We start from the raw sequence: 18859 nt of genomic DNA on the forward strand, positions 1-18859 counted from the left end.
GACTGCAACCCAAATGCCGCCATTGTGCAACGCAGCATGCCTAGGCGCGAGCCCAGTGGGAACGATCCACGTAGCCCAAAGGGAATGTCTCATGATCCGCATCGTATCCGCCTGTCTGCTGGCCGGCACCGCTTTGTCCTGGCCGCTCGCCGCCCAAGCCGCGGACAAGCCCGCCACCGACGACAAATCCGCGGCCGCGGCACCGGCGGCCGACGATAGCGCGCCTGCCGCAGCCGATGCGACCGACATCGTCGTCATCGGCCGCGGGGAATCGCGCCAGGTGCAGCGGATCGGCGCCGCGGATATCGACATCCTGGCCTCCGGCACCAGCCCGCTCAAGGCGATCTCGAAACTGCCCGGCGTGAATTTCCAGTCGGCCGACCCGTTCGGCGCTTATGAATGGTCGGAACGTGTCTCGATCCGGGGCTTCAACCAGAACCAATTGGGCTTCACGCTCGACGGCATCCCGCTCGGCGACGGCAGCTACGGCAACGTCAACGGCCTCCATATCAGCCGCGCGATCAGCTCGGAGAATATCGGCGAGACGCGGGTGTCGCAGGGCGCCGGGTCGATCGGGACGCAGGCGACCAACAATCTCGGCGGGACGGTCGAATTCTTCTCCTCCAACCCGACCGACACGTTCGGCGTCACGGCCAACGGCACTTATGGCAGCAACAATGCGGTTCGCGCCTTCTTCCGCCTCGACACCGGCACGCTGGGCGAAAACGGGCCGTCGGCCTATGTCTCCTACGCCTTTGCCGATACCGACAAGTGGAAGGGCTGGGGCTCGCAACGCCAGAGCCAGGTCAACGCCAAGTTCGTCGCGCCGGTCACGCCCGGCGTGCGGCTGGTCGGCACGTTCGATTTCTCGGCGCGGCGCGAGAATGACTATCAGGATATGTCGCTCGACATGATCCGCCGGTTGGGCTGGCGCTGGGACAATATCAGCAACGACTTCCCGCTGGCGGTCAAGGTCGCCGATGTCGGCGCGAACACCGGCTATACCGGCGCGCCCAAGCTCAATCCGGCGGCGGGAACGACCTGGCCGGCGCCGATCGCCAATGCCGACGATGCCTATTTCGACGCGGCGGGCCTGCGCAACGACTATCTCGCTTCGCTCGGCGCCGAAAGCAGCGGGGACTCGAAGATCAAGTGGAGCCTGAAGGGCTATTACCATTCGAACCACGGCCAGGGCATCTGGTTCACGCCGTACGTGCCCTCACCATCGGGTGTGCCGATCTCGGTCCGCACCACCGAATATGACATTCGGCGCAAGGGCGTGTTCGGCTCGGTCGGCGGCGATCTCGGCGCATTCGGCGAACTGACCGTCGGCGGCTGGTATGAGCGCAACGATTTCCGCCAGGCGCGCCGCTATTACGGGCTCGACAGCCTGACGGCCTCGACTCGCGACAGCCTGGATTTCCAGGATTACGCGTTCGCGACGCAATGGGATTTCCAATATCACACCGACACTGTGCAATATTATGTCGAGGACAAGCTGACGTTCGGCCGGCTGACGATCAATCTCGGTTGGAAGGGCTATGACGTTCGCGCCACCGCCACGCCGATCGTCGGGGGCGGACTGGCCCAGGGCAAGATCAAGACCACCGACTGGTTCCAGCCGCATGCCGGCTTCGTCTACAAGCTCGGCGGCCAGGCGGAAGTGTTCGGCGGCTTCACCGAAGTGACTCGCGCCTTCGTCGCCTCGGCCACCGGCGGTCCGTTCGCGACGACCCAAATCGGCTTCAACAATCTCGGCAATCTCAAGCCCGAGACATCGGACACCTATGAGCTTGGCGCGCGGGTGCGGTCGGGCCCGTTCACCGGATCGATCGCGGGCTATTATATCGATTTCCAGAACCGCCTGATCGCGTTCGCCAATGGCGCCGGGATCATTGGCAATCCGGCGATCCTGCAGAATGTCGGCTCGGTCCGCTCGTACGGCATCGAGGCGACGGGCCAGGTCAAGCTGCCCTACGGCTTCGGCCTGTTCGCGTCTTATGCGTATAACGACTCGACCTATCGCGATAACGTCTTCGACGCGAAGGGCGTGCTGGTCGCCAACACCGCGGACAAGACGGTGGTCGACGCGCCCAAGCACATCGCCTCGGGCGAGATCACCTATGACGGTCAGCTGTTCTTCGGGCGGATCGGCGCGAATTATATGTCGAAGCGCTACTTCACTTACGAGAACGATCAGTCGGTTCCCGGCCGCGTCCTGGTCGACGCGACGGTCGGCGTCCGCCTCAATATCGACGGCCGCAAGTTCGAATTGCAGGGCAATGCGACCAATCTGTTCGACAAGAAGTATATCGCCACGATCGGGTCGAACGGCTTCGGCAATCGCGCCGACAACCAGACGCTGTTGGTGGGGGCGCCGCAGCAATTTTTCGTCACGCTCAAGACCAAGTTCTGAACCTGGTTTTCGGGTGAAAAGGGGAGGGGCGCGTCCTTGTGGCGCGCCCTTTTTTTCTTCTAATTCCCTCTCCCATTGGGAGAGGGAGGGAGCCGCCGGAGGCGGCGGAAGGGTGAGGGCAGCCCATCCTTTATTTGCCCTCACCTTCCCACTCGGCTGCGCCGAGCGGGCCCCATCCTCTCCCAAAGGGAGAGGAATTTGTTCCCCGTGACAAACCCCGACGCTTCGCCCACATCTGCCGCACAACACCGGCGGGGAGCGCGGGGATTTGAGGATTCTGAAACGGATCGGTCTGGGTCTGGCCGTATTGCTCGTTCTAATCGCTATCGGCCTGGCGGGCTGGGAGCCACTGACAGCGGTCCGCGCCGAGGCGCCGCCGGCGCATCGTTACGACACGGTGATCGCGCGGGATAAGTTCGGCGTGCCGCACATCTTCGGGGCGACCGACCCCGATGTCGCTTACGGCATCGCTTATGCCCATGCCGAGGACGATTTCAGCACGCTGCAAGAGGTCGTCGCGATGGCGCGCGGGCGGCTCGGCGCGCTCGACGGCGCCGATGGGGCGAAGACCGATTACGTCCTCCACTTGCTCCATGCGCGCGAGACGGTCGACCGCGACTATCTGAAACAACCCGCCGACGTTCGCTTGCTGCTCGATGGTTATGCCTCGGGCCTCAATGCCTATGCCGCGCGGCATCCGGGTGAAGTGAAGCTGGCCAGGCTGTTCCCGGTCAATGGACAGGACATCGCCACCGGCTTCGTGATGCGATCGCCGTTCTTCTTCGGGCTCGATGCGACCTTGGGCGCATTGGTCGGCGATAAACCGCTGCCGAAGGAAAATGCGGGGCCGCAGCCGGACGCGCCGGACGTCACGCCGGTCGGTCCCGATGGCCGCGAGAACGGATCGAACGCCTTTGTCGTCGCGCCGAAAAGATCGTCGGACGGCTTCACCCGGCTCGTCTCCAATTCGCACCAGCCTTGGCGTGGCGCGGTCGCCTGGTACGAGCTCGTCGTCCATTCGAAGACCGGCTGGAATTTCGCCGGGGCGATGCTGCCGGGCGCGCCTTATCCGCTGCTCGGGCACAATGAGACTTTGGGCTGGACCAATACGGTCAATCGCCCGGACCTGATCGATACCTACAAACTCGTGCTCGACGGCGATGGCACGCATTACCGCTTCGACGGGCAGTGGCGGCCACTCGAGAAAGAGACGGTCTGGCTGCCGGTCAAACTGTGGGGACCGTTCGTTTTGCCGGTGCCCAAGGCGGTCTATCGCGCGGTGCAGGGACCGGTGGTCGAGACCAAATCGGGTGCCTATGCGATCCGTTATGCCGGTGCTGACCAGCTCAGGATGGTCGAGCAATATTACCGCCTCACGCGGGCCAAGACGTTCGACGACTGGCAACGCGCGATGGCGATCCAGGGCGTGCCGGCGACCAACTTCCTCTATGCCGACGCGGCCGGCAACATCGCTTATTTCTACAATGCCTCGTTCCTGAAGAGGAAACCGGGGTTCGATTATTCGAAAGTGCTGCCGGGCGACACCTCGGCCGATTACGCGCCGGGGACGGTCCCCTGGGCGATGGTGCCGCGCAACGTGAACCCGCGATCGGGTTTCCTGGTCAACGCCAATTCGACGCCGTTCCTGTCGGCGGGCGTGGGTTCAGAGATGAACCCGGCCGACTGGTCGCCGCTGCTGGGGATCGAGACCGACACGACCAACCGCGACAACCGCGCGCTCGAACTGATGAGCGCCAACTCCGCGATCAGCCAGGCCGATCTCGAGGCGATCAAGTTCGATACCGGGGTCAGCCATCGCGGCTGGACCGGCAAATGGTTCGCCGATCTGATCGCCGCCGATCCGAAAGGCGACAAGCAGGTGGCGGCGGCGCAGGCGTTGCTGCGGCAATGGGACTGGATGCTCGACGGCAAGGGACCGGCCGACGCGCTCGGTGCGCTGATGATGAAGGAGGGGCAGAAATGGCATTATAATCGCCAGCCCGAGGCCGATCCGCGCGCGACTTTGGTCGAGGCGACCGGCTATCTCCGCCGCGTGTTCGGCCGGCTCGACCCGCCGCTCGGCACGATGATACGGTTGCGCCAGGGCAAGGTCGACCTGCCGCTCGACGGCGGACCCGAAGTGTTGCGCGCCACCGCCAATTGGGACGAAGCGCCTGATGGCCGGCTCGCGGTCAAGCATGGCGACAGCTTCGTGATGTTCGTCCAATGGGACAAAGCCGGCCGCGTCTCGTCGCGATCGATCCAGCCGTTCGGGGCCGCGACGACACGACCCGACTCTCCGCATTATACCGACCAATCGGCCTTGTTCGTCGCGCACAAATTAAAACCAGTCTGGTTCTATCCGCGTGATCTCAAAGCAAATATCGAGCGTCTCTACCGCCCGTGACTTGCCAGTGACGCGAAGCCGACTTAGCCTCGCTTCATCCGATTTTCCTTTCCGATCGACCAGGGGCATCCATGACCATCAAGCTTTTCGCGCTTTCCGGCGTCGCGTTGCTCGCGATCGCCATTCCCGATCTTGCCGCCGCACAGACCAAGCCCGCCGCCGCCAAAGCCGCCAAGCGCGCCACGCTGCCGCCGGCCGCGCCAGTCAGCGTACTCGCCAAGTCGGTCGACATTCCCTTCACCGAGTTCACGCTCAAGAACGGTTTGCGCGTCATCGTCCATACCGATCGCAAGGCGCCGGTGGTGGCGGTCAGTGTGTGGTACAATGTCGGGTCGAAGATGGAGCCCGCCGGCAAGACCGGGTTCGCCCATCTGTTCGAGCATCTGATGTTCAACGGCAGCGAGAATGCGCCGGGCGATTTCTTCGTGCCCTTGAAGAATGTCGGCGCGACCGATTTCAACGGCACCACCTATTTCGACCGTACCAATTATTTCGAAACGGTGCCGACCCCGGCGCTCGAGCGCGCTTTGTTCCTCGAGAGCGATCGCATGGGCTATCTGACCGGCGCGATCACCCAGGCCGTGCTCGACGAGCAGCGTGGCGTCGTCCAGAACGAGAAGCGCCAGGGCGACAACGAGCCCTATGGCCTGTTCGAATATCGCCAGCTGACCGGCCTGTTTCCCAAGGGACACCCCTATGAGCATTCGACGATCGGCTCGATGGCCGATCTCGACAGCGCCAGCCTCGCCGACGTGAAGGGCTGGTTCAAGGAGCATTACGGCCCGAACAACGCCGTGCTGGTGCTTGCCGGCGATATCGATGCCGCTGCCGCCAGGCCGCTGGTCGAGAAATATTTCGGCGGCATCCCGGCGGGCCCCAAGACGGTGCTGCCCGATGCGCCGGTACCGACTTTGCCGACCGCGAAATACGAAGTGATGAAGGATCGCGTCGCGGCCACCCGGATCACCCGGTCCTGGGCGGTGCCCGGCCTCAACGACCCCGACAGCGTCGGGCTCGACGTCGCGGCGGGCGTGCTCGGCGGGGGCGGCAGCTCGCGGCTCTATGACGCGCTGGTGCGCAAGGAGAAGCTCGCGGTGCGGGTCAGCGCGGGCAATCAGAGCTTCAGCCAGGTCGGCATTTTCGAGATCAATGTCGATGTGCGCCCGGGCGTCGACGCCGCGGCGGTCGCCAAGCGGCTCGACGGGATCGTCGCCGATTTCCTGGCGACCGGCCCAACCGCTGACGAAGTGCAGCGCTTTCAAGTGCGCAGCATCGCCGGACGCGTGAAGGGGCTGGAATCGGTCGGCGGATTCGGCGGCAAGGCCGTCACCCTGGCCGAAGGCGCGCTCTATTCGGACGATCCCGCGCATTACAAAAAGGAGATGGCCGAGCTTGCCGTCGAGACTCCGGCCAAGGTCAAGGCTGTCGCCGGCAAATGGCTCCGCCGCCCGGTCTATGGCGTCGACATCGTGCCGGGCCCGCGCGATGCCTATGAAGAGGCGGCGGTGCCCAAGCCGGTCGCGGTCAAAGCCGCCGACGAACCCGCCGCCAAGGGCACGCGCGGCGCGCTGCCGGACGTCGGATCGATCGCCAACCTGACCTTCCCCAAGGTGGAGCGGGCCAAGCTGGCGAACGGCGTGACGCTGATTTACGCGCAGCGCACCGCGACCCCGGTGACGCGGATCATGGCCAATTTCGACGCCGGCGTCGCCGCCGACGTGCCGACCGCGCTCGGGACGCAGCAACTCACCCTGGCGGCGATGAGCTCGGGCACGACCAGCCTCGATTCGCTCGATTATGCCGAAGCGCAGGAGCGGCTGGGCGCCAACATCACTGCCGGGATCGACAGCGACAGCACGGCCTTTTCGATCGACATGCCCAGCCCCAACCTGAAGCCAGGGGTGGCCTTGTTCGCCGATGTGCTGCGCAACCCAGCGTTCGCGCCCGCCGAGATCGATCGCCTGCGCAACCAGCAGCTCGCCGGGATCGCATCGGAACTGACCAACGCTAATGCTCTGGCCGGCCGCGCCATGGGCCGCCTGATCTACGGCCCGCAATCGCCTTACGCCAAGTCGTTCGGTGGCGGCGACGCCAATGCGGTCGCCAAGCTGACTCGCGACGATTTGATCGCTTTCCGCCAGGCATGGCTGCGCCCCGACAAGGCGACCCTGTTCGTGATCAGCGACCGCCCGCTCGATGAGGTCAAGACGGCGCTCGATACGGCCCTTGGCGACTGGACCGTGGACGGCGCGGCCGGGACCAAGAACGATGTCGTCAAGGTCGCGCCCGCGGCGCCGAAAATCCTGCTGGTCGATCGCCCGGATTCTCCGCAATCGGTGATCTATGGCGGCATCCCGACCAGCCTGGTCGGGACCGATGAGCTGCTCCCGGTCAACACCGCCAATGACGGGTTGGGCGGCGGTTTCCTCGGCCGGATCAACATGGACCTGCGTGAAGACAAGCACTGGACCTATGGCGCCAGCGGCCGTTTCTCCCGCGCGCAGGGCGCGACGCCCTTCATCATTTCGGCGGGCGTCCAGGCGGATCGCACCGGTGATTCGATCGTCGCGGCGATGAGCGACGTCACCTCCTATGTCGGCGACAAGCCGATGACCCAGGAGGAATATGATCGCGCGATCGCCGGGGCGACTCGCTCGCTGTCGGGCAGCTTCGAGAGCTCGCGTGCGGTGATGGGCGCGATGGTGTCGAACTTTATCTACAAACGGCCGGACGATTATTACGCGACCATCGCCGACCGATATCGCGCGCTGACTTTGCCCCAACTCCGTAGCGTCATCACGCAGGCGATCGACCCCAAGAAGGTGGTCTGGGTCGTGGTCGGCGATGCCAAGACGGTCAGGCCCCAGCTTGACAAGGTCGGGCTGCCTGTCGAGGTCGTGCCTGCGGCGTCGCTGGGCGCGCGCTGACGGAATTCACGGGAGAGAATAGATGGCAGTCGATGGCGTGTACGAGACGGTCGTTAAGTCGCCGATGGGCGACCAGAAGGCGACGCTGACGGTCAAGGCGGACGGCGGCAGCTGGACCGGCACTCAGGTCGGCGCGATGGGCACCGCGGAGATCACCGACGGCGTGGTCGACGGCAACACGATCAAATGGTCGATGAACATCACCGTGCCGATGCCGATGACCTTGACCAACGAAGCGACGGTCGACGGCGACACGATCACCGGATCGGTTACCGCCGGCGCGTTCGGCAGCTTCCCGCTGACCGGCACGCGCGTGGGCTAATGGAGTTGGCCCACGGTCCGCGCAGCGGACGCGGGCCGGCGGCCGGCGCGGCTTAGCCGCGACCGACGACGCGGAATTAACTTCCGCGCCGCTGCCTGGATAGAAGGCCCGTCTCCGTGTGGGGGCGGGCCTTTTCGCTGCCGGGCCGTCTCGATTGTTGGCAAGGTAATGGCCGCATTCAGCCGTCTACCGAGACCCGCCGAATTCGCTTGAATCGCTTTGTGCCGATCTGACGATATCGTCGCTTTCCGGCCCCGCCCGGCGGCGGGGCCGGGCGATATTCAGCGTGCGGCCGATTCGGCCGCTCCAAGCTTCGCCGGCGCGAGGGGCATGCTGTAGGAGATATTGTAGGGGACATATGCGCCATCGACAGTGCCGGTTACTTTATTTCCGCGCACGATCAGTTCGAAGCGGTTTCCCGTCGGGAAACGGCCACGGAGGATCACCATGCCAGCCTTTTCGGTCTTGGTGTAGGTATAGGTTTCACCATCGCGCTGGAAGGTGATCTCGGTCGGCTTTTCGCCGGCGAAGGCGGGAGCGGCGGTGACAAGAAGCAACGCGGCCGAAGCGAAGAACGTTTTGGTCATGATCTTTCCTTTCGTATGTCGAAAGCCAGATCAGCATCCCCGCCACCGCCAGTCATATTGCAGTGCAGCAAAATGCCAATCGCAAAGATTGCGCGAACGGTTGCACAATATGAACGCGGGTATGCGTTGGTCGCGAAGCCGTGCGGAGCGCCAAGCCGTACCGCGCGCACGACGAGCGGCGCGCGCTTCATCGCAATTGGTTTGTCGGTCCTCCCGGCACACTGATATTCTTAACCCGAGTGTGGGAGGGAATAGCGTCATGAAGATTAGCCCGTTGATCTGCGGGGCCATCGTCGCCGCAATGGTGCCGGCCGCCGCCTTGGCCGACGATCCGCGCGATCCGGCGATGCGCAACGCGGAAGCACGGGCGCGCGACAGCGCGATAACCCGCCAGTTGAACCGCCAGGAAAATGCGCGAGTCCTCAAGCGCGGCGTGACATGGCGGGTGGTGCGTGGGGCCGGACGCGACGAGGCCGACGACGGCGACTATGCTGCCGCTGCGCAAGACCATGAGCGGGATATGTCGGAGTACCGCCGCAGCCGCGCCCGGTACGAGCGGGAGATGGCCGCATGGCGCCGGGCCGTGGCCGCGTGTGATGCGGGCGACTATGCCGCCTGCGACAATTGATATCTGATATCCGGGCGTGAGTGGCTGACTCTGCCCTCTAATGGCAGAACGTTAGAGGGCCGGGAAACCACCACGCATCGAGGAAGCGGCCTCAGTCAGCATAAGCAAGGTTGCGAACAGCGCTAAAGGCGCCAGGTGGGCGAATTCGCGATGACGCAACACGGTCAACACCGCAGCAGCGATGATGACGGCGCCGAAGACCAAGCCCGTCCCTCGAGTGGCAGGAAAGGCGATCAGGATCGCGACCACCATTTCCAACCCGCCGGTAACGCGGCACCACCATCGCGGGTAACCCCAACGGACGAAGCTTTTCTGCGTCGCGGGCAAGCCGATCGCATTGACTAAGCCGGCACCGAAGAACGCGATGACGGCCAGCCAGATCGAGAGAAGGTCGAGCATATCAGGCGGCTCCCATGATCAAGGGGATCGCCGCCAGGACCATCAGCGCAGCGGTTAGGCCGTGGATGCCAAGGGCCCTGTTAGTAGAGCCTTTCGCAGCAAGGATGAGCGCCATATCGCCTGCCGGGATCATCGCCTCGATCAACAAGACGATGCCGACCGTTTGGGGCGTGCACCATGCCATCATGGCCAGCACGACCAGCCCCGAAGCGACGTCGCGCGAACCTTTGAGGCGAAGCCACCACGCAACGTTCGTGCCCTGTTCGGGAAGCGGGAGGCCGAAGCTCTCTGTCGCGGCCCTGGGCCGGGCGAGATACATGATGCCGATCGCGATGATCCCGATCGCGACCAGCAACGCCACGCCATTTGAGAACCAATGCATCTGCGTCTCCTTGTGTATCGGTAGATAATCTAGCATTGCTAGTAAATCAAGCCATGCTATGACCATCGCCGCCGCACAGGAGGTTGAGTTGGGCATTTCGGAGAGAAAAGGCCGGGAACGGGTCGAGCGCGAGCAGCGCATCGTCGCGTCGGCACGCTCGATTGCCGAAGCCGAGGGATGGGCTGCCGTCACGATCCGCCGTCTCGCGGAGGAGGTCGAATACAGCCAACCGGTCCTCTACTCGCATTTCGAGAACAGGGACGCGATTGTGGCGGCAGTCGCCGTCGAGGGTTTCCGGGAAATGGCGATAGCGCTTCAACAAGCGGCGCGACGACCGGCCGGCCGTGGGGCCGCTTTGCGCGATGTAGCGATAGCCTATCTCGCCTTCGCTCGCGAGCATCCAGCCGTTTACGAAGCGATGTTTGCGATGCGAACCAACCTGCATTTCGCGGAGGCCGACACCAAATCGGAATTGAGGGACGGGTTTGCGGCGTTGATGGCCGTGGTCGCGCCGTCAAGCAGCGATGCCGAGATCGCCACCGAGACATTCTGGGCAGCCCTTCATGGGCTAGCCGAGCTCGAACGTTCGGGTCGTATCAGGCCAAGCGCACGTAGCGAGCGGATTACGCTCCTCTGCGGACTTTTCGAGCGCTGAGCCGAAGGCAGTCATCGGCGACCGCCGATCCGCATAACCAGCTCATCACGATTCAAAAGTTGCACGCGAAACGACTCCACGCCACGATCCTTGGGCATTTGGCGGGGGAAAGAAGCATGCGCTGGCGGCTGGCATTGACGATCGGGCTGGCGGCGCTCGCCGCTTCCGGCGGAACCGCCCAAACCTATGACGACCGCCCGACAAAGGCGGTCCCCGCAAACTACGGCTTCAACTACGATCGCCGCGTGGTCGAGATCCCGATGCGCGACGGGACCAAGCTGCACACCGTCATCCTGACGCCCAAGGGCGCGACCGATGCGCCTATCCTGCTGACCCGCACGCCGTACAGTGCCGAGGTGCTGACCACCAATCGCAAGAGCGGCGATCTCGCGACCACGCTCTACGGTTACGACAATGCGACCGACGTCATCGTCGATGGCGGCTATATCCGCGTCATCCAGGACATTCGCGGCAAATACGGCTCGGGCGGCACCTTCGTGATGAACCGCGCTTTGGTCGGCACGGCGGAGAATCCGACCAAGGTCGATGATGCGACCGATTGCTATGACACGATCGACTGGCTGGTGAAGAACCTGAAGGCGTCGAACGGCAAGGTCGGCATCCTCGGCATCAGCTATGACGGCTACGAGCCGCTCGCGGCATTGGTGAATCCGCATCCGGCGCTCAAGGTGTCGGTGCCGATGAACCCGATGGTCGACGGCTGGATGGGCGACGACTGGTTCCATAACGGCGCGTTCCGCCAGATGAACATGGACTATATCTGGGAGCAGGAAGCGACGCGCGACAACAGCTCGCCTTGGATAAGCTCGAGCGACGACATCTACGATTTCTACATGCGCGCGGGGTCGGCGGGCGAACTCGGCAAGCGCATGGGGCTGGAGCAGATCGGCTTCTGGAAAAGTATCCTGGCGCACCCCGCTTACGACAAGTTCTGGCAGGACCGCGCGATGGATGCGTACCTCGCCAGGCAGCCGCTCAAGGTGCCGGTGATGCTGGTCCATTCGTTATGGGATCAGGAGGATAGCTACGGCGCGCTGGCGGTCTATCGCGCGCTCGAGCCCAAGGACGCCAATAACGACATGGTCTATCTGTCGATGGGGCCGTGGCACCACGGGCAGGAGATCGAAGATGCCGACACGCTCGGTCAGATGCGCTGGGGACAGGATACCGGCACCTGGTGGCGCCGGAACGTGCTGGCGCCGTTCCTCGCGCATTACCTCAAAGGCGCACCGATGGACGTCGCGCCGGTCACCGCGTTCGAGAGCGGGACCAACGAATGGCGGCGCTTCCAGTCCTGGCCGAAGGACGCGGGGGAGGGCGATCGACTATATCTGAAGCCTGGAGCCGCCTTGGGCTTCGACGCGGCGGCAAGTGGCGAGGAAACCGCCGATTATGTCTCCGATCCGGCGCATCCGGTGCTGTTCCGCAACCGTCCGGTCCAGGCGGTGGGCTATGACAACAACCCCTGGCCCAATTGGCTCGCCGATGATCAGCGCGCGGTATCGAGCCGGCCCGACGTGCTGACCTTCACCAGCGAGGCGCTGACCCAGCCGCTCAAGATTTCGGGGCGGCCAATGGTCAAGCTGACCGCCTCGACCAGCGGCACCGATAGCGACTGGGTAGTCAAACTGATCGACGTCTGGCCCGACCAGGTGCCCGGACGGCCGGGGTTCGGCGGCTATCAATTCGCGGTCGGCATGGACATCTTCCGCGGGCGATACCGCGAGAGCTTCTCCGCGCCCAAAGCGCTGACGCCCAATGCGCCGCTCCAATACAGTTTCGCGCTGCCCGCGGCGAACCATGTGTTCCTGCCCGGGCACCGGATCATGGTGCAGGTGCAATCGAGCTGGTTTCCGCTCTACGACCGCAATCCGCAGAGTTTCGTGCCGAACATCTTCCTCGCCAAGCCGGCTGATTATGTGAAGGCGACGCAGCGGGTGTGGGTGTCTGGGCCGAGCGAAAGCTACGTCGCGCTGCCGGTGGTGAAGTGAGGAGGGAAACAATGTTCGATCGGCGTCAGGTCCTGAAAGCGAGTGCCGCCCTGGCTGCGCTATCCGCCGCACCGGCGTGGGCGCGGCCAGCCGGGTCTGCGCTCGATGCGCTGTTCGACAGTTTCTTTTCCGAGGGGCTCAAGCAGCGCCCTGAATCGGCGACCCTGCTCGGCTTCGACAAGGGCGCGAACGCCGCGCTTCGCTCGAAACTGTCCGATGGATCGTCGGCAGGGCAAGCGGCGTCGAAGGCGCTGACACAGAGCCAGCTCAAGCGGCTCGCGGCTGTCGATGTCGCTGCGCTCAGTCCGGCGGAAAAGGTCAGCTACGACGTCGTCCTCTACACTCGAAAAGCCGCGGCGGCGGCGCAGGCCTTCGATTTCGGCGGCGGGCGTTCGCCTTATGTGATCAGCCAGCAAGACGGGGCCTATCAGTCGACGCCCAATTTCCTCGATACCAAGCATCCGATCGATAACGCTTCCGACGCCGACGCCTATCTCTCGCGGCTGGCGGCGTTCGGGAAGCAGCTCGACGACGACACCGCGCAGATGAAGCATGACGTGGCGGCGAGCGTGGTCCCGCCGGACTTCCTGATCGGCAAGACGCTGACGCAATTGACCGCGATGCGCGTGCCGGCGGCGCAGGCGACTGTCGTCGCGTCGATCCAGCGCCGTGCCGCCGCCAAAGGCCTCGACGCGCATTACGGCAAGGACGCCGCCAGGATCTACGATGAGCACATCCTGCCGGCGATCGACCGCCAGATCGCGGCGGTGAAGGGCGTGCAGGGCAAGGCGACGCACGACGCCGGGGTGTGGAAGCTGAAAGAGGGCGACGCCTTCTACCGCATGGCGCTCGAAGGCTCGACCACGACGCGGCTGTCGCCCGAGGAAGTCCACCAATTCGGGCTCGACCAGGCCAAGGCGATCGGCGACCGTATCGCGCAATTGATGGACAAGGCCGGCGTTCCGGCGGGGCCGCTCGGCCAGCGATTGGCGAGCATCTATAAGCTGCCGGGGCAGGTCTATCCCAATACCGATGAGGGCAAGGCGCAGGCGATCGCGTTTTGCAACGGCCGGCTCGACGCGATCCGCGGCCGCTTGCCCGAGGTGTTCAAACGCATGCCGACCTACAAATTCGAAGTGCGGCGCGTTCCCAAGGAGATCGAGGCAGGTGCCGCGTCGGCCTATAGCCAGGGCCCGGCGATCGACGGATCGCGGCCGGGGCTGGTCTATTTCAACCTGCACGATTCGGCGGAATGGCCCAAATTCATGCTGCCGACCGTGGTCTATCATGAAGGCCTGCCCGGGCATCAGTTCGAGGGCGGGCTTGCACTATCGAACGCCAGCCTGCCGCTGATCCGCAAGTCGATCGGCTTTTCGGGTTATGCCGAGGGCTGGGCACTCTACGCCGAGCAAGTCGCGGCCGAGCTCGGCATGTATGACGGCGATCCTTTGGGAGAGATCGGGTATCTGAAAGAGGCACTGTTTCGCGCGCACCGCTGCATCATCGATACCGGGCTGCACCATTTCAAATGGAGCCGCGAAAAGGCGATCGCGCTGTTCGTCGACGGTCAGGGCGAGGCGCCGGGCTTCGCCGACCGCGAGATCGACCGCTATTGCGCCAGTCCCGGCCAGGCGTGCAGCTACAAGCTTGGCCATTCGAGTATCGTCAAACTACGCGACCGGGCCAAGGCGGCGCAAGGCGACAAGTTCGACATCAAGGAATTCCACGAAGCGGTGCTGGCGAACGGCCGCGTGCCGCTGGAGATATTGGAGCAATTGGTCGGGAATTGGATCGGGGTGTGACCTAAAAATCCTCCCCGGCACGGGGAGGAATTTGAAGGATCAGTCCCGCTTCAACCGCGTCACATGCCCCATCTTGCGCCCCGGCCGGGCATTGCCCTTGCCATAGAGGTGCAGATGCGCGCCCGGCTCGGCCAGGATCGTCGCCCAGTCATCCGCCTCGGCGCCGATCAGATTGACCATCTCGACCGCTGGGGCGGTCAGCGCGGTATCGCCGAGCGGCAGGCCGCAGATCGCGCGGATATGGTTCTCGAATTGCGAGGCGACCGCGCCCTCGATCGTCCAATGCCCCGAATTGTGCACGCGCGGCGCCATTTCGTTGAACACCGGTCCCTCGGCGGTGGCGAAGAATTCACAGGCGATCACGCCGACATAGCCGAGCTGGTCGGCGATCCGCCCGGTCAGCGCCGCGGCGACTCCCCATTGGTTGGCGATCTCGGCCGGCGCCGGCAGCGACGAGCGCGCCAGGATGCCAAGCTTATGCTCGTTCCATGGCGGCGGATAGCTGACCATCGATCCATCATGTCCGCGGGCGAGGATGATCGAGAATTCGTGGGTGAAATTGACGAAACCTTCCAGGATCGCGGGACGCTGGCCGATATCGCTCCACGCCGCCTCGGCCGCGTCGCGTGCCGCGATCCGCACCTGGCCCTTGCCGTCATAGCCGAGCCGCAGCGTCTTGAGGATCGCCGGCGTGCCGATCTCGTCGAGTGCCGCGTGCAACTCGTCGAGGCTGGCGACGCGCCGCCACGGCGCGGTACGCCCGCCGATCGTGTCGACGAACGCTTTCTCGCTCGCGCGGTCCTGGGCGATGCCGAGCGCTTGCGGGGCCGGGTGGACCGGCACTTGGGTCGCCAGATAGGTGACCGGCTCGATCGCGATATTCTCGAATTCGTAGGTCACGACGTCACAGCGCGCCGCCATTTCATCGAGCACGATGCGGCTGTGATAATCGGCGCGAGTGAAGCTGGAGGCGGTCTGCGCCGCGACGCTTTCGGCGTCGGGGGCGAGGATGTGGGTGCGATAGCCGAGCTCGGCCGCGGCCGAGGCCAGCATGCGCCCGAGCTGGCCGCCGCCCAGAATGCCGATCGTCGAACCGGGGGGAAGCGCGGTCATTCGGGATCGATCGCGACGCTGTCGGTCTGTCTCGCGCGCCACGCCTTGAGCCGCTCGGTCAGCGCCTCATCGCTCGTCGCGAGGATCGCCGCGGCGAGCAGTCCCGCGTTGATCGCCCCGGCCTTGCCGATCGCTAGCGTACCGACGGGCACGCCGCCCGGCATCTGGACGATCGAATAGAGGCTGTCGGCGCCCTTCAGCGCCTTCGACTCCACCGGCACGCCAAGTACCGGCAAATGCGTCATCGATGCCGCCATGCCCGGCAGATGCGCGGCCCCACCGGCGCCCGCGATGATTACCTTCAGGCCGCGATCGGCGGCACTGGTGGCGTAATCGTAAAGTCGCTGCGGCGTGCGATGCGCGCTGACCACCTTGGTCTCATGCGGCACGCCGAGTTCTTCGAGCTTCTCGGCAGCATGACGCATCGTCTCCCAGTCGGAAGTCGAGCCCATGATGATGCCGACGAGCGGTTGCATCCGCCGCCCCTAGCCAAGGGGGGCGGGCAGGGCAACCGCCCGCGCTCAAACCGTGACTACAGCGCGTCCCTGCAGCCGCGGGTCAGATGCACGCCGCGCAGGAATCCGCGCCGGGCGAAACCGGCCTGGGTTGCCGCGGCGAGGCGGCGGTCGGCAGCGGCGGCGCCCGATACTTCGCGCACTACCCCGCGAAACGGGATCAGCGAATTGACGACCGCCCCGCCCGCCGCCTTGCCGACACTCATCTTGTCGTTGGGACCGCCCGCGCTGTAGTCCGGGCCGAGCGCCGCATCGAGCACGCGCACCGCATCGGCGATCTGTCGGCATGTCTTCAGGCCGGCGAGCGAATAGGGCGCATTCGATGCTTCGACCAGCGACGGCGGAATCTTGTTCTTGGCGATGCCGACATCCTTGGCCGGCTGGCTGACCACGTCCTTGGTATCGTCGATAGTCTCTTTCCGCTTCTCGTCGCGCGTCGATTGCGGCGCCGGATCGGCGGCGGCCGGCGCCGTGGTGGTGACGGGAGCGGCGGGCGCTGTGCTCTGCGCCAACGCCAAGGGTGACAGCAACACCGCGCCGGCGACGCCCAGCGCCGCGATAAATATCTTCCGATGGCCACCCGCTTGCATCTGATTTCTCCATTCGGGCGATCGCCCGATCGTTACGCTTGGAGAAGAAACGCGCGTCGCGGGCGGTCGATCCCTCCGCCGCGGCTCAATCGGCAGTGGTCGGATCGATCACATTGCGCACCTCGGCGATCGAATTGGCCGGAAAACCCGCAGTCTCGGCATGCTGGCGGATCAGGTCGGCGGATGGCGCGCGATAGATGCAGTAGATCTTGTCATCGGTGACGTAGCTGTGAACCCACTGAATCTCGGGGCCGAGGTCGCGCAGCACGCTGCACGAAGTCTGCGACGCGCCCTTGAGGTCGGCGGCGCTGGCACCGCCGATTCCCGGCATATCCCGTTCGATGACGAATTGCGGCATGGCGATTCTCCCAATGACCAACCGGAGGCTGCGCCTTCGCCGGGGCGGGGGATAGGAAAAATGCGTCTGCGCTGTCGATATCGGCCTTGCCAGTTCGTCGACTATAATGGGCGAGGCAATCACGCGGCGATGGCGCCGCGGCTCGACCCAGGAGTTTTCCGATGCGTTTCATGTCCATCGTCACCTCGCCGCGGTCGGAGACATACGGCAATCCGACGCCCGAGCTTCTCGAAGCCATGGGCAAGCTCGCCGACCGCGAGATCAAGGCCGGCCGCATGATCGACAATGGCGGGCTGATGCCGATCGAGCAGGGCGCTCGCATCACTATCAGGAACGGCGAGTTGAGCGTGCTCGACGGCCCGTTCGTCGAGGCCAAGGAAGTCATTGGCGGCTACGCGATTTCCGAGTTTGCGAGCAAGGAAGAGGCAGTCGCACTGGCGGTCGAGTTCATGCAGCTCCACAAGGATCATATGCCCGGCTGGGAAGGCACATGCGAAGTCCGCGCGTTCGCCGGTCCGCCCACGGCTTGATCGGGTTGCGACCTTTGCGGCGGGGGGGGGGGGGGGGGGGCGCGACGTGCCGCTGGCCGAGGAGCTGACCCAGGACGCATTGCTCGCCGCGATCGAGCGCTGGCCGCTGACGGGCGTGCCCGAACGGCCGGGGGCCTGGCTGATGACGACCGCCCGGCGGTTGGCGGTCGATCACATCCGGCGATTGCCGATGCTCGACCGCAATCACGCATTCCTCCTGCATGAGCTGGAGCAGGAGCAAGCGGAGACGCCCGATTACGACGCATTTCTCGACGATGATATCGGCGACGAGATGCTGCGGCTGATCTTCACCGCCTGCCATCCGCTTCTGCCCCATGATGCGCGGCCCGCGCTGGCATTGCGGATGGTCTGCGGCCTGACCACGGCCGAGATCGCGCGAGCATTCCTGGTCTCTGAGGCGACCGTTGCGCAGCGGATCGTCCGCGCCAAGCGAACTTTGTCCGACTCGGGTCTCGCCTATGAGACGCCGCGCGGCGATGAGCTGACCGAGCGATTGTCGTCGGTGCTCGAAGTCATCTATCTGATCTTCAACGAAGGCTATACCGCGGCGCGCGGCGATGATTGGTTGCGCCCCGACCTGTGCAGCGAGGCGTTGCGGCTGGCGCGCGTGGTCGTCGCCATCGCTCCGCACCAGCCCGAAGCGCACGGACTGCTCGCCTTGATGGAACTCAACGCCTCGCGCACCGCGGCCCGGATCGATCCGGCCGGTGAGCCGGTCCTGCTGCTCGATCAGGATCGCACTTTATGGGATCGCGCCCAGATTCAGCGCGGGATGCGATCACTGGCACAGGCCGAGGAATTGGGTGGTATAAACGGGTTCTACACGCTGCAGGCGGCGATCGTCGCCTGCCATGCGCGCACCGCGCGTGCCGCCGAAACCGACTGGCTGCGCATCGCATTGCTCTATGCAGAATTGTCCGCGGTTACCCGATCGCCGATCGTCGAACTCAACCGCGCGATCGCCGTCGGCATGGCGGAGGGGCCTGCCTCGGGGCTCGCCATCCTCGACCGCATCGCCGATGCGCCCGAGCTGAAAGGCTATCATTTGCTGCCGAGCGTGCGCGGCGATTTGTTGCGGCGGCTGGGGCGTCACGAGGAGGCTCGGGCGGCATTCGAAGCGGCCGCCGCGCTCGCCGGCAACCGGCGCGAACGCGACTTGCTCAACCGGCGCGCACGCGAACAGGATTGACGGCGC

General features: G+C 64.8%; 17 protein-coding genes. 10 read left to right on the forward strand and 7 right to left on the reverse strand.

Features of this window, described 5'->3' with window-relative positions; translation table 11 throughout:
• The first annotated feature begins 91 nt into the window (after positions 1-91).
• The 4 genes from AC1DSD_RS09340 to AC1DSD_RS09355 all read left to right on the forward strand — a co-directional run bounded on the left by AC1DSD_RS09340 (position 92) and on the right by AC1DSD_RS09355 (position 8072).
• Entirely contained in the window at positions 92-2416 is a 2325-nt protein-coding gene (locus tag AC1DSD_RS09340; protein WP_478029756.1) for a TonB-dependent receptor, read from the forward strand.
• Positions 2417-2684: 268 nt separating this feature from the next.
• A complete protein-coding gene (locus tag AC1DSD_RS09345) occupies positions 2685-4823 on the forward strand; it encodes a penicillin acylase family protein (RefSeq protein WP_478029757.1) in 2139 nt (712 codons plus the stop codon).
• Between the two features lie 71 nt (positions 4824-4894).
• Complete coding sequence (locus tag AC1DSD_RS09350; RefSeq protein WP_478029758.1) at positions 4895-7750, forward strand: M16 family metallopeptidase; 2856 nt, start codon at positions 4895-4897, stop codon at positions 7748-7750.
• Positions 7751-7772: 22 nt separating this feature from the next.
• The gene (locus tag AC1DSD_RS09355; protein ID WP_478029759.1) at positions 7773-8072 is read left to right on the forward strand and encodes a hypothetical protein; all 300 of its coding nucleotides are present in this window, start codon (positions 7773-7775) and stop codon (positions 8070-8072) included.
• A gap of 281 nt (positions 8073-8353) precedes the next feature.
• Here AC1DSD_RS09355 and AC1DSD_RS09360 read toward each other — a convergent pair whose 3' ends face one another.
• The gene (locus AC1DSD_RS09360; RefSeq protein WP_478029760.1) at positions 8354-8659 is read right to left on the reverse strand and encodes a hypothetical protein; all 306 of its coding nucleotides are present in this window, start codon (positions 8657-8659) and stop codon (positions 8354-8356) included.
• A gap of 259 nt (positions 8660-8918) precedes the next feature.
• On the opposite strand from AC1DSD_RS09360, the gene AC1DSD_RS09365 reads away from it, so the two are divergent.
• Complete coding sequence (locus AC1DSD_RS09365) at positions 8919-9287, forward strand: hypothetical protein (RefSeq protein ID WP_478029761.1); 369 nt, start codon at positions 8919-8921, stop codon at positions 9285-9287.
• A gap of 51 nt (positions 9288-9338) precedes the next feature.
• Here the strand turns inward: AC1DSD_RS09365 and AC1DSD_RS09370 are convergent, their stop codons facing one another.
• Together AC1DSD_RS09370 and AC1DSD_RS09375 are read right to left on the reverse strand one after the other, a co-directional pair.
• Positions 9339-9686 carry a DoxX family protein gene (locus tag AC1DSD_RS09370; protein WP_478029762.1) on the reverse strand — a complete coding sequence of 116 codons (348 nt, stop codon included), beginning with the start codon at positions 9684-9686 and terminating at the stop codon, positions 9339-9341.
• A 1-nt stretch (position 9687) separates the two neighbouring features.
• Positions 9688-10068 carry a DUF4267 domain-containing protein gene (locus AC1DSD_RS09375; RefSeq protein ID WP_478029763.1) on the reverse strand — a complete coding sequence of 127 codons (381 nt, stop codon included), beginning with the start codon at positions 10066-10068 and terminating at the stop codon, positions 9688-9690.
• A gap of 58 nt (positions 10069-10126) precedes the next feature.
• On the opposite strand from AC1DSD_RS09375, the gene AC1DSD_RS09380 reads away from it, so the two are divergent.
• From AC1DSD_RS09380 to AC1DSD_RS09390, 3 genes are all read left to right on the forward strand, one after another.
• Complete coding sequence (locus AC1DSD_RS09380) at positions 10127-10723, forward strand: TetR/AcrR family transcriptional regulator (protein ID WP_478029764.1); 597 nt, start codon at positions 10127-10129, stop codon at positions 10721-10723.
• Between the two features lie 116 nt (positions 10724-10839).
• The gene (locus AC1DSD_RS09385; protein ID WP_478029765.1) at positions 10840-12735 is read left to right on the forward strand and encodes a CocE/NonD family hydrolase; all 1896 of its coding nucleotides are present in this window, start codon (positions 10840-10842) and stop codon (positions 12733-12735) included.
• An 11-nt stretch (positions 12736-12746) separates the two neighbouring features.
• Complete coding sequence (locus AC1DSD_RS09390) at positions 12747-14537, forward strand: DUF885 domain-containing protein (protein WP_478029766.1); 1791 nt, start codon at positions 12747-12749, stop codon at positions 14535-14537.
• Positions 14538-14576: 39 nt separating this feature from the next.
• On the opposite strand, the gene AC1DSD_RS09395 is transcribed toward AC1DSD_RS09390, so the two are convergent.
• The 4 genes from AC1DSD_RS09395 to AC1DSD_RS09410 form a co-directional block, all read right to left on the reverse strand.
• Positions 14577-15650 (reverse strand): 5-(carboxyamino)imidazole ribonucleotide synthase, encoded by a 1074-nt coding sequence (locus AC1DSD_RS09395; protein ID WP_478029767.1) that lies wholly within the window; start codon positions 15648-15650, stop codon positions 14577-14579.
• Entirely contained in the window at positions 15647-16126 is a 480-nt protein-coding gene (gene purE / locus AC1DSD_RS09400; RefSeq protein ID WP_478029768.1) for a 5-(carboxyamino)imidazole ribonucleotide mutase, read from the reverse strand. Before purE ends, AC1DSD_RS09395 begins: the two co-directional genes overlap by 4 nt.
• Before the next feature lie 56 nt (positions 16127-16182).
• Positions 16183-16755 (reverse strand): hypothetical protein, encoded by a 573-nt coding sequence (locus AC1DSD_RS09405; RefSeq protein WP_478029769.1) that lies wholly within the window; start codon positions 16753-16755, stop codon positions 16183-16185.
• Between the two features lie 85 nt (positions 16756-16840).
• The gene (locus AC1DSD_RS09410) at positions 16841-17113 is read right to left on the reverse strand and encodes a DUF4242 domain-containing protein (protein ID WP_066827486.1); all 273 of its coding nucleotides are present in this window, start codon (positions 17111-17113) and stop codon (positions 16841-16843) included.
• 161 nt (positions 17114-17274) lie between these two features.
• Between AC1DSD_RS09410 and AC1DSD_RS09415 the strand changes: the two genes are divergently transcribed.
• The gene (locus tag AC1DSD_RS09415) at positions 17275-17643 is read left to right on the forward strand and encodes a YciI family protein (protein WP_066827498.1); all 369 of its coding nucleotides are present in this window, start codon (positions 17275-17277) and stop codon (positions 17641-17643) included.
• A 46-nt stretch (positions 17644-17689) separates the two neighbouring features.
• The gene (locus AC1DSD_RS09420; protein ID WP_478029770.1) at positions 17690-18853 is read left to right on the forward strand and encodes an RNA polymerase sigma factor; all 1164 of its coding nucleotides are present in this window, start codon (positions 17690-17692) and stop codon (positions 18851-18853) included.
• The last annotated feature ends 6 nt before the right edge of the window (positions 18854-18859 follow it).

This window comes from Sphingomonas sp. P4_D12 (genome assembly GCF_056401895.1).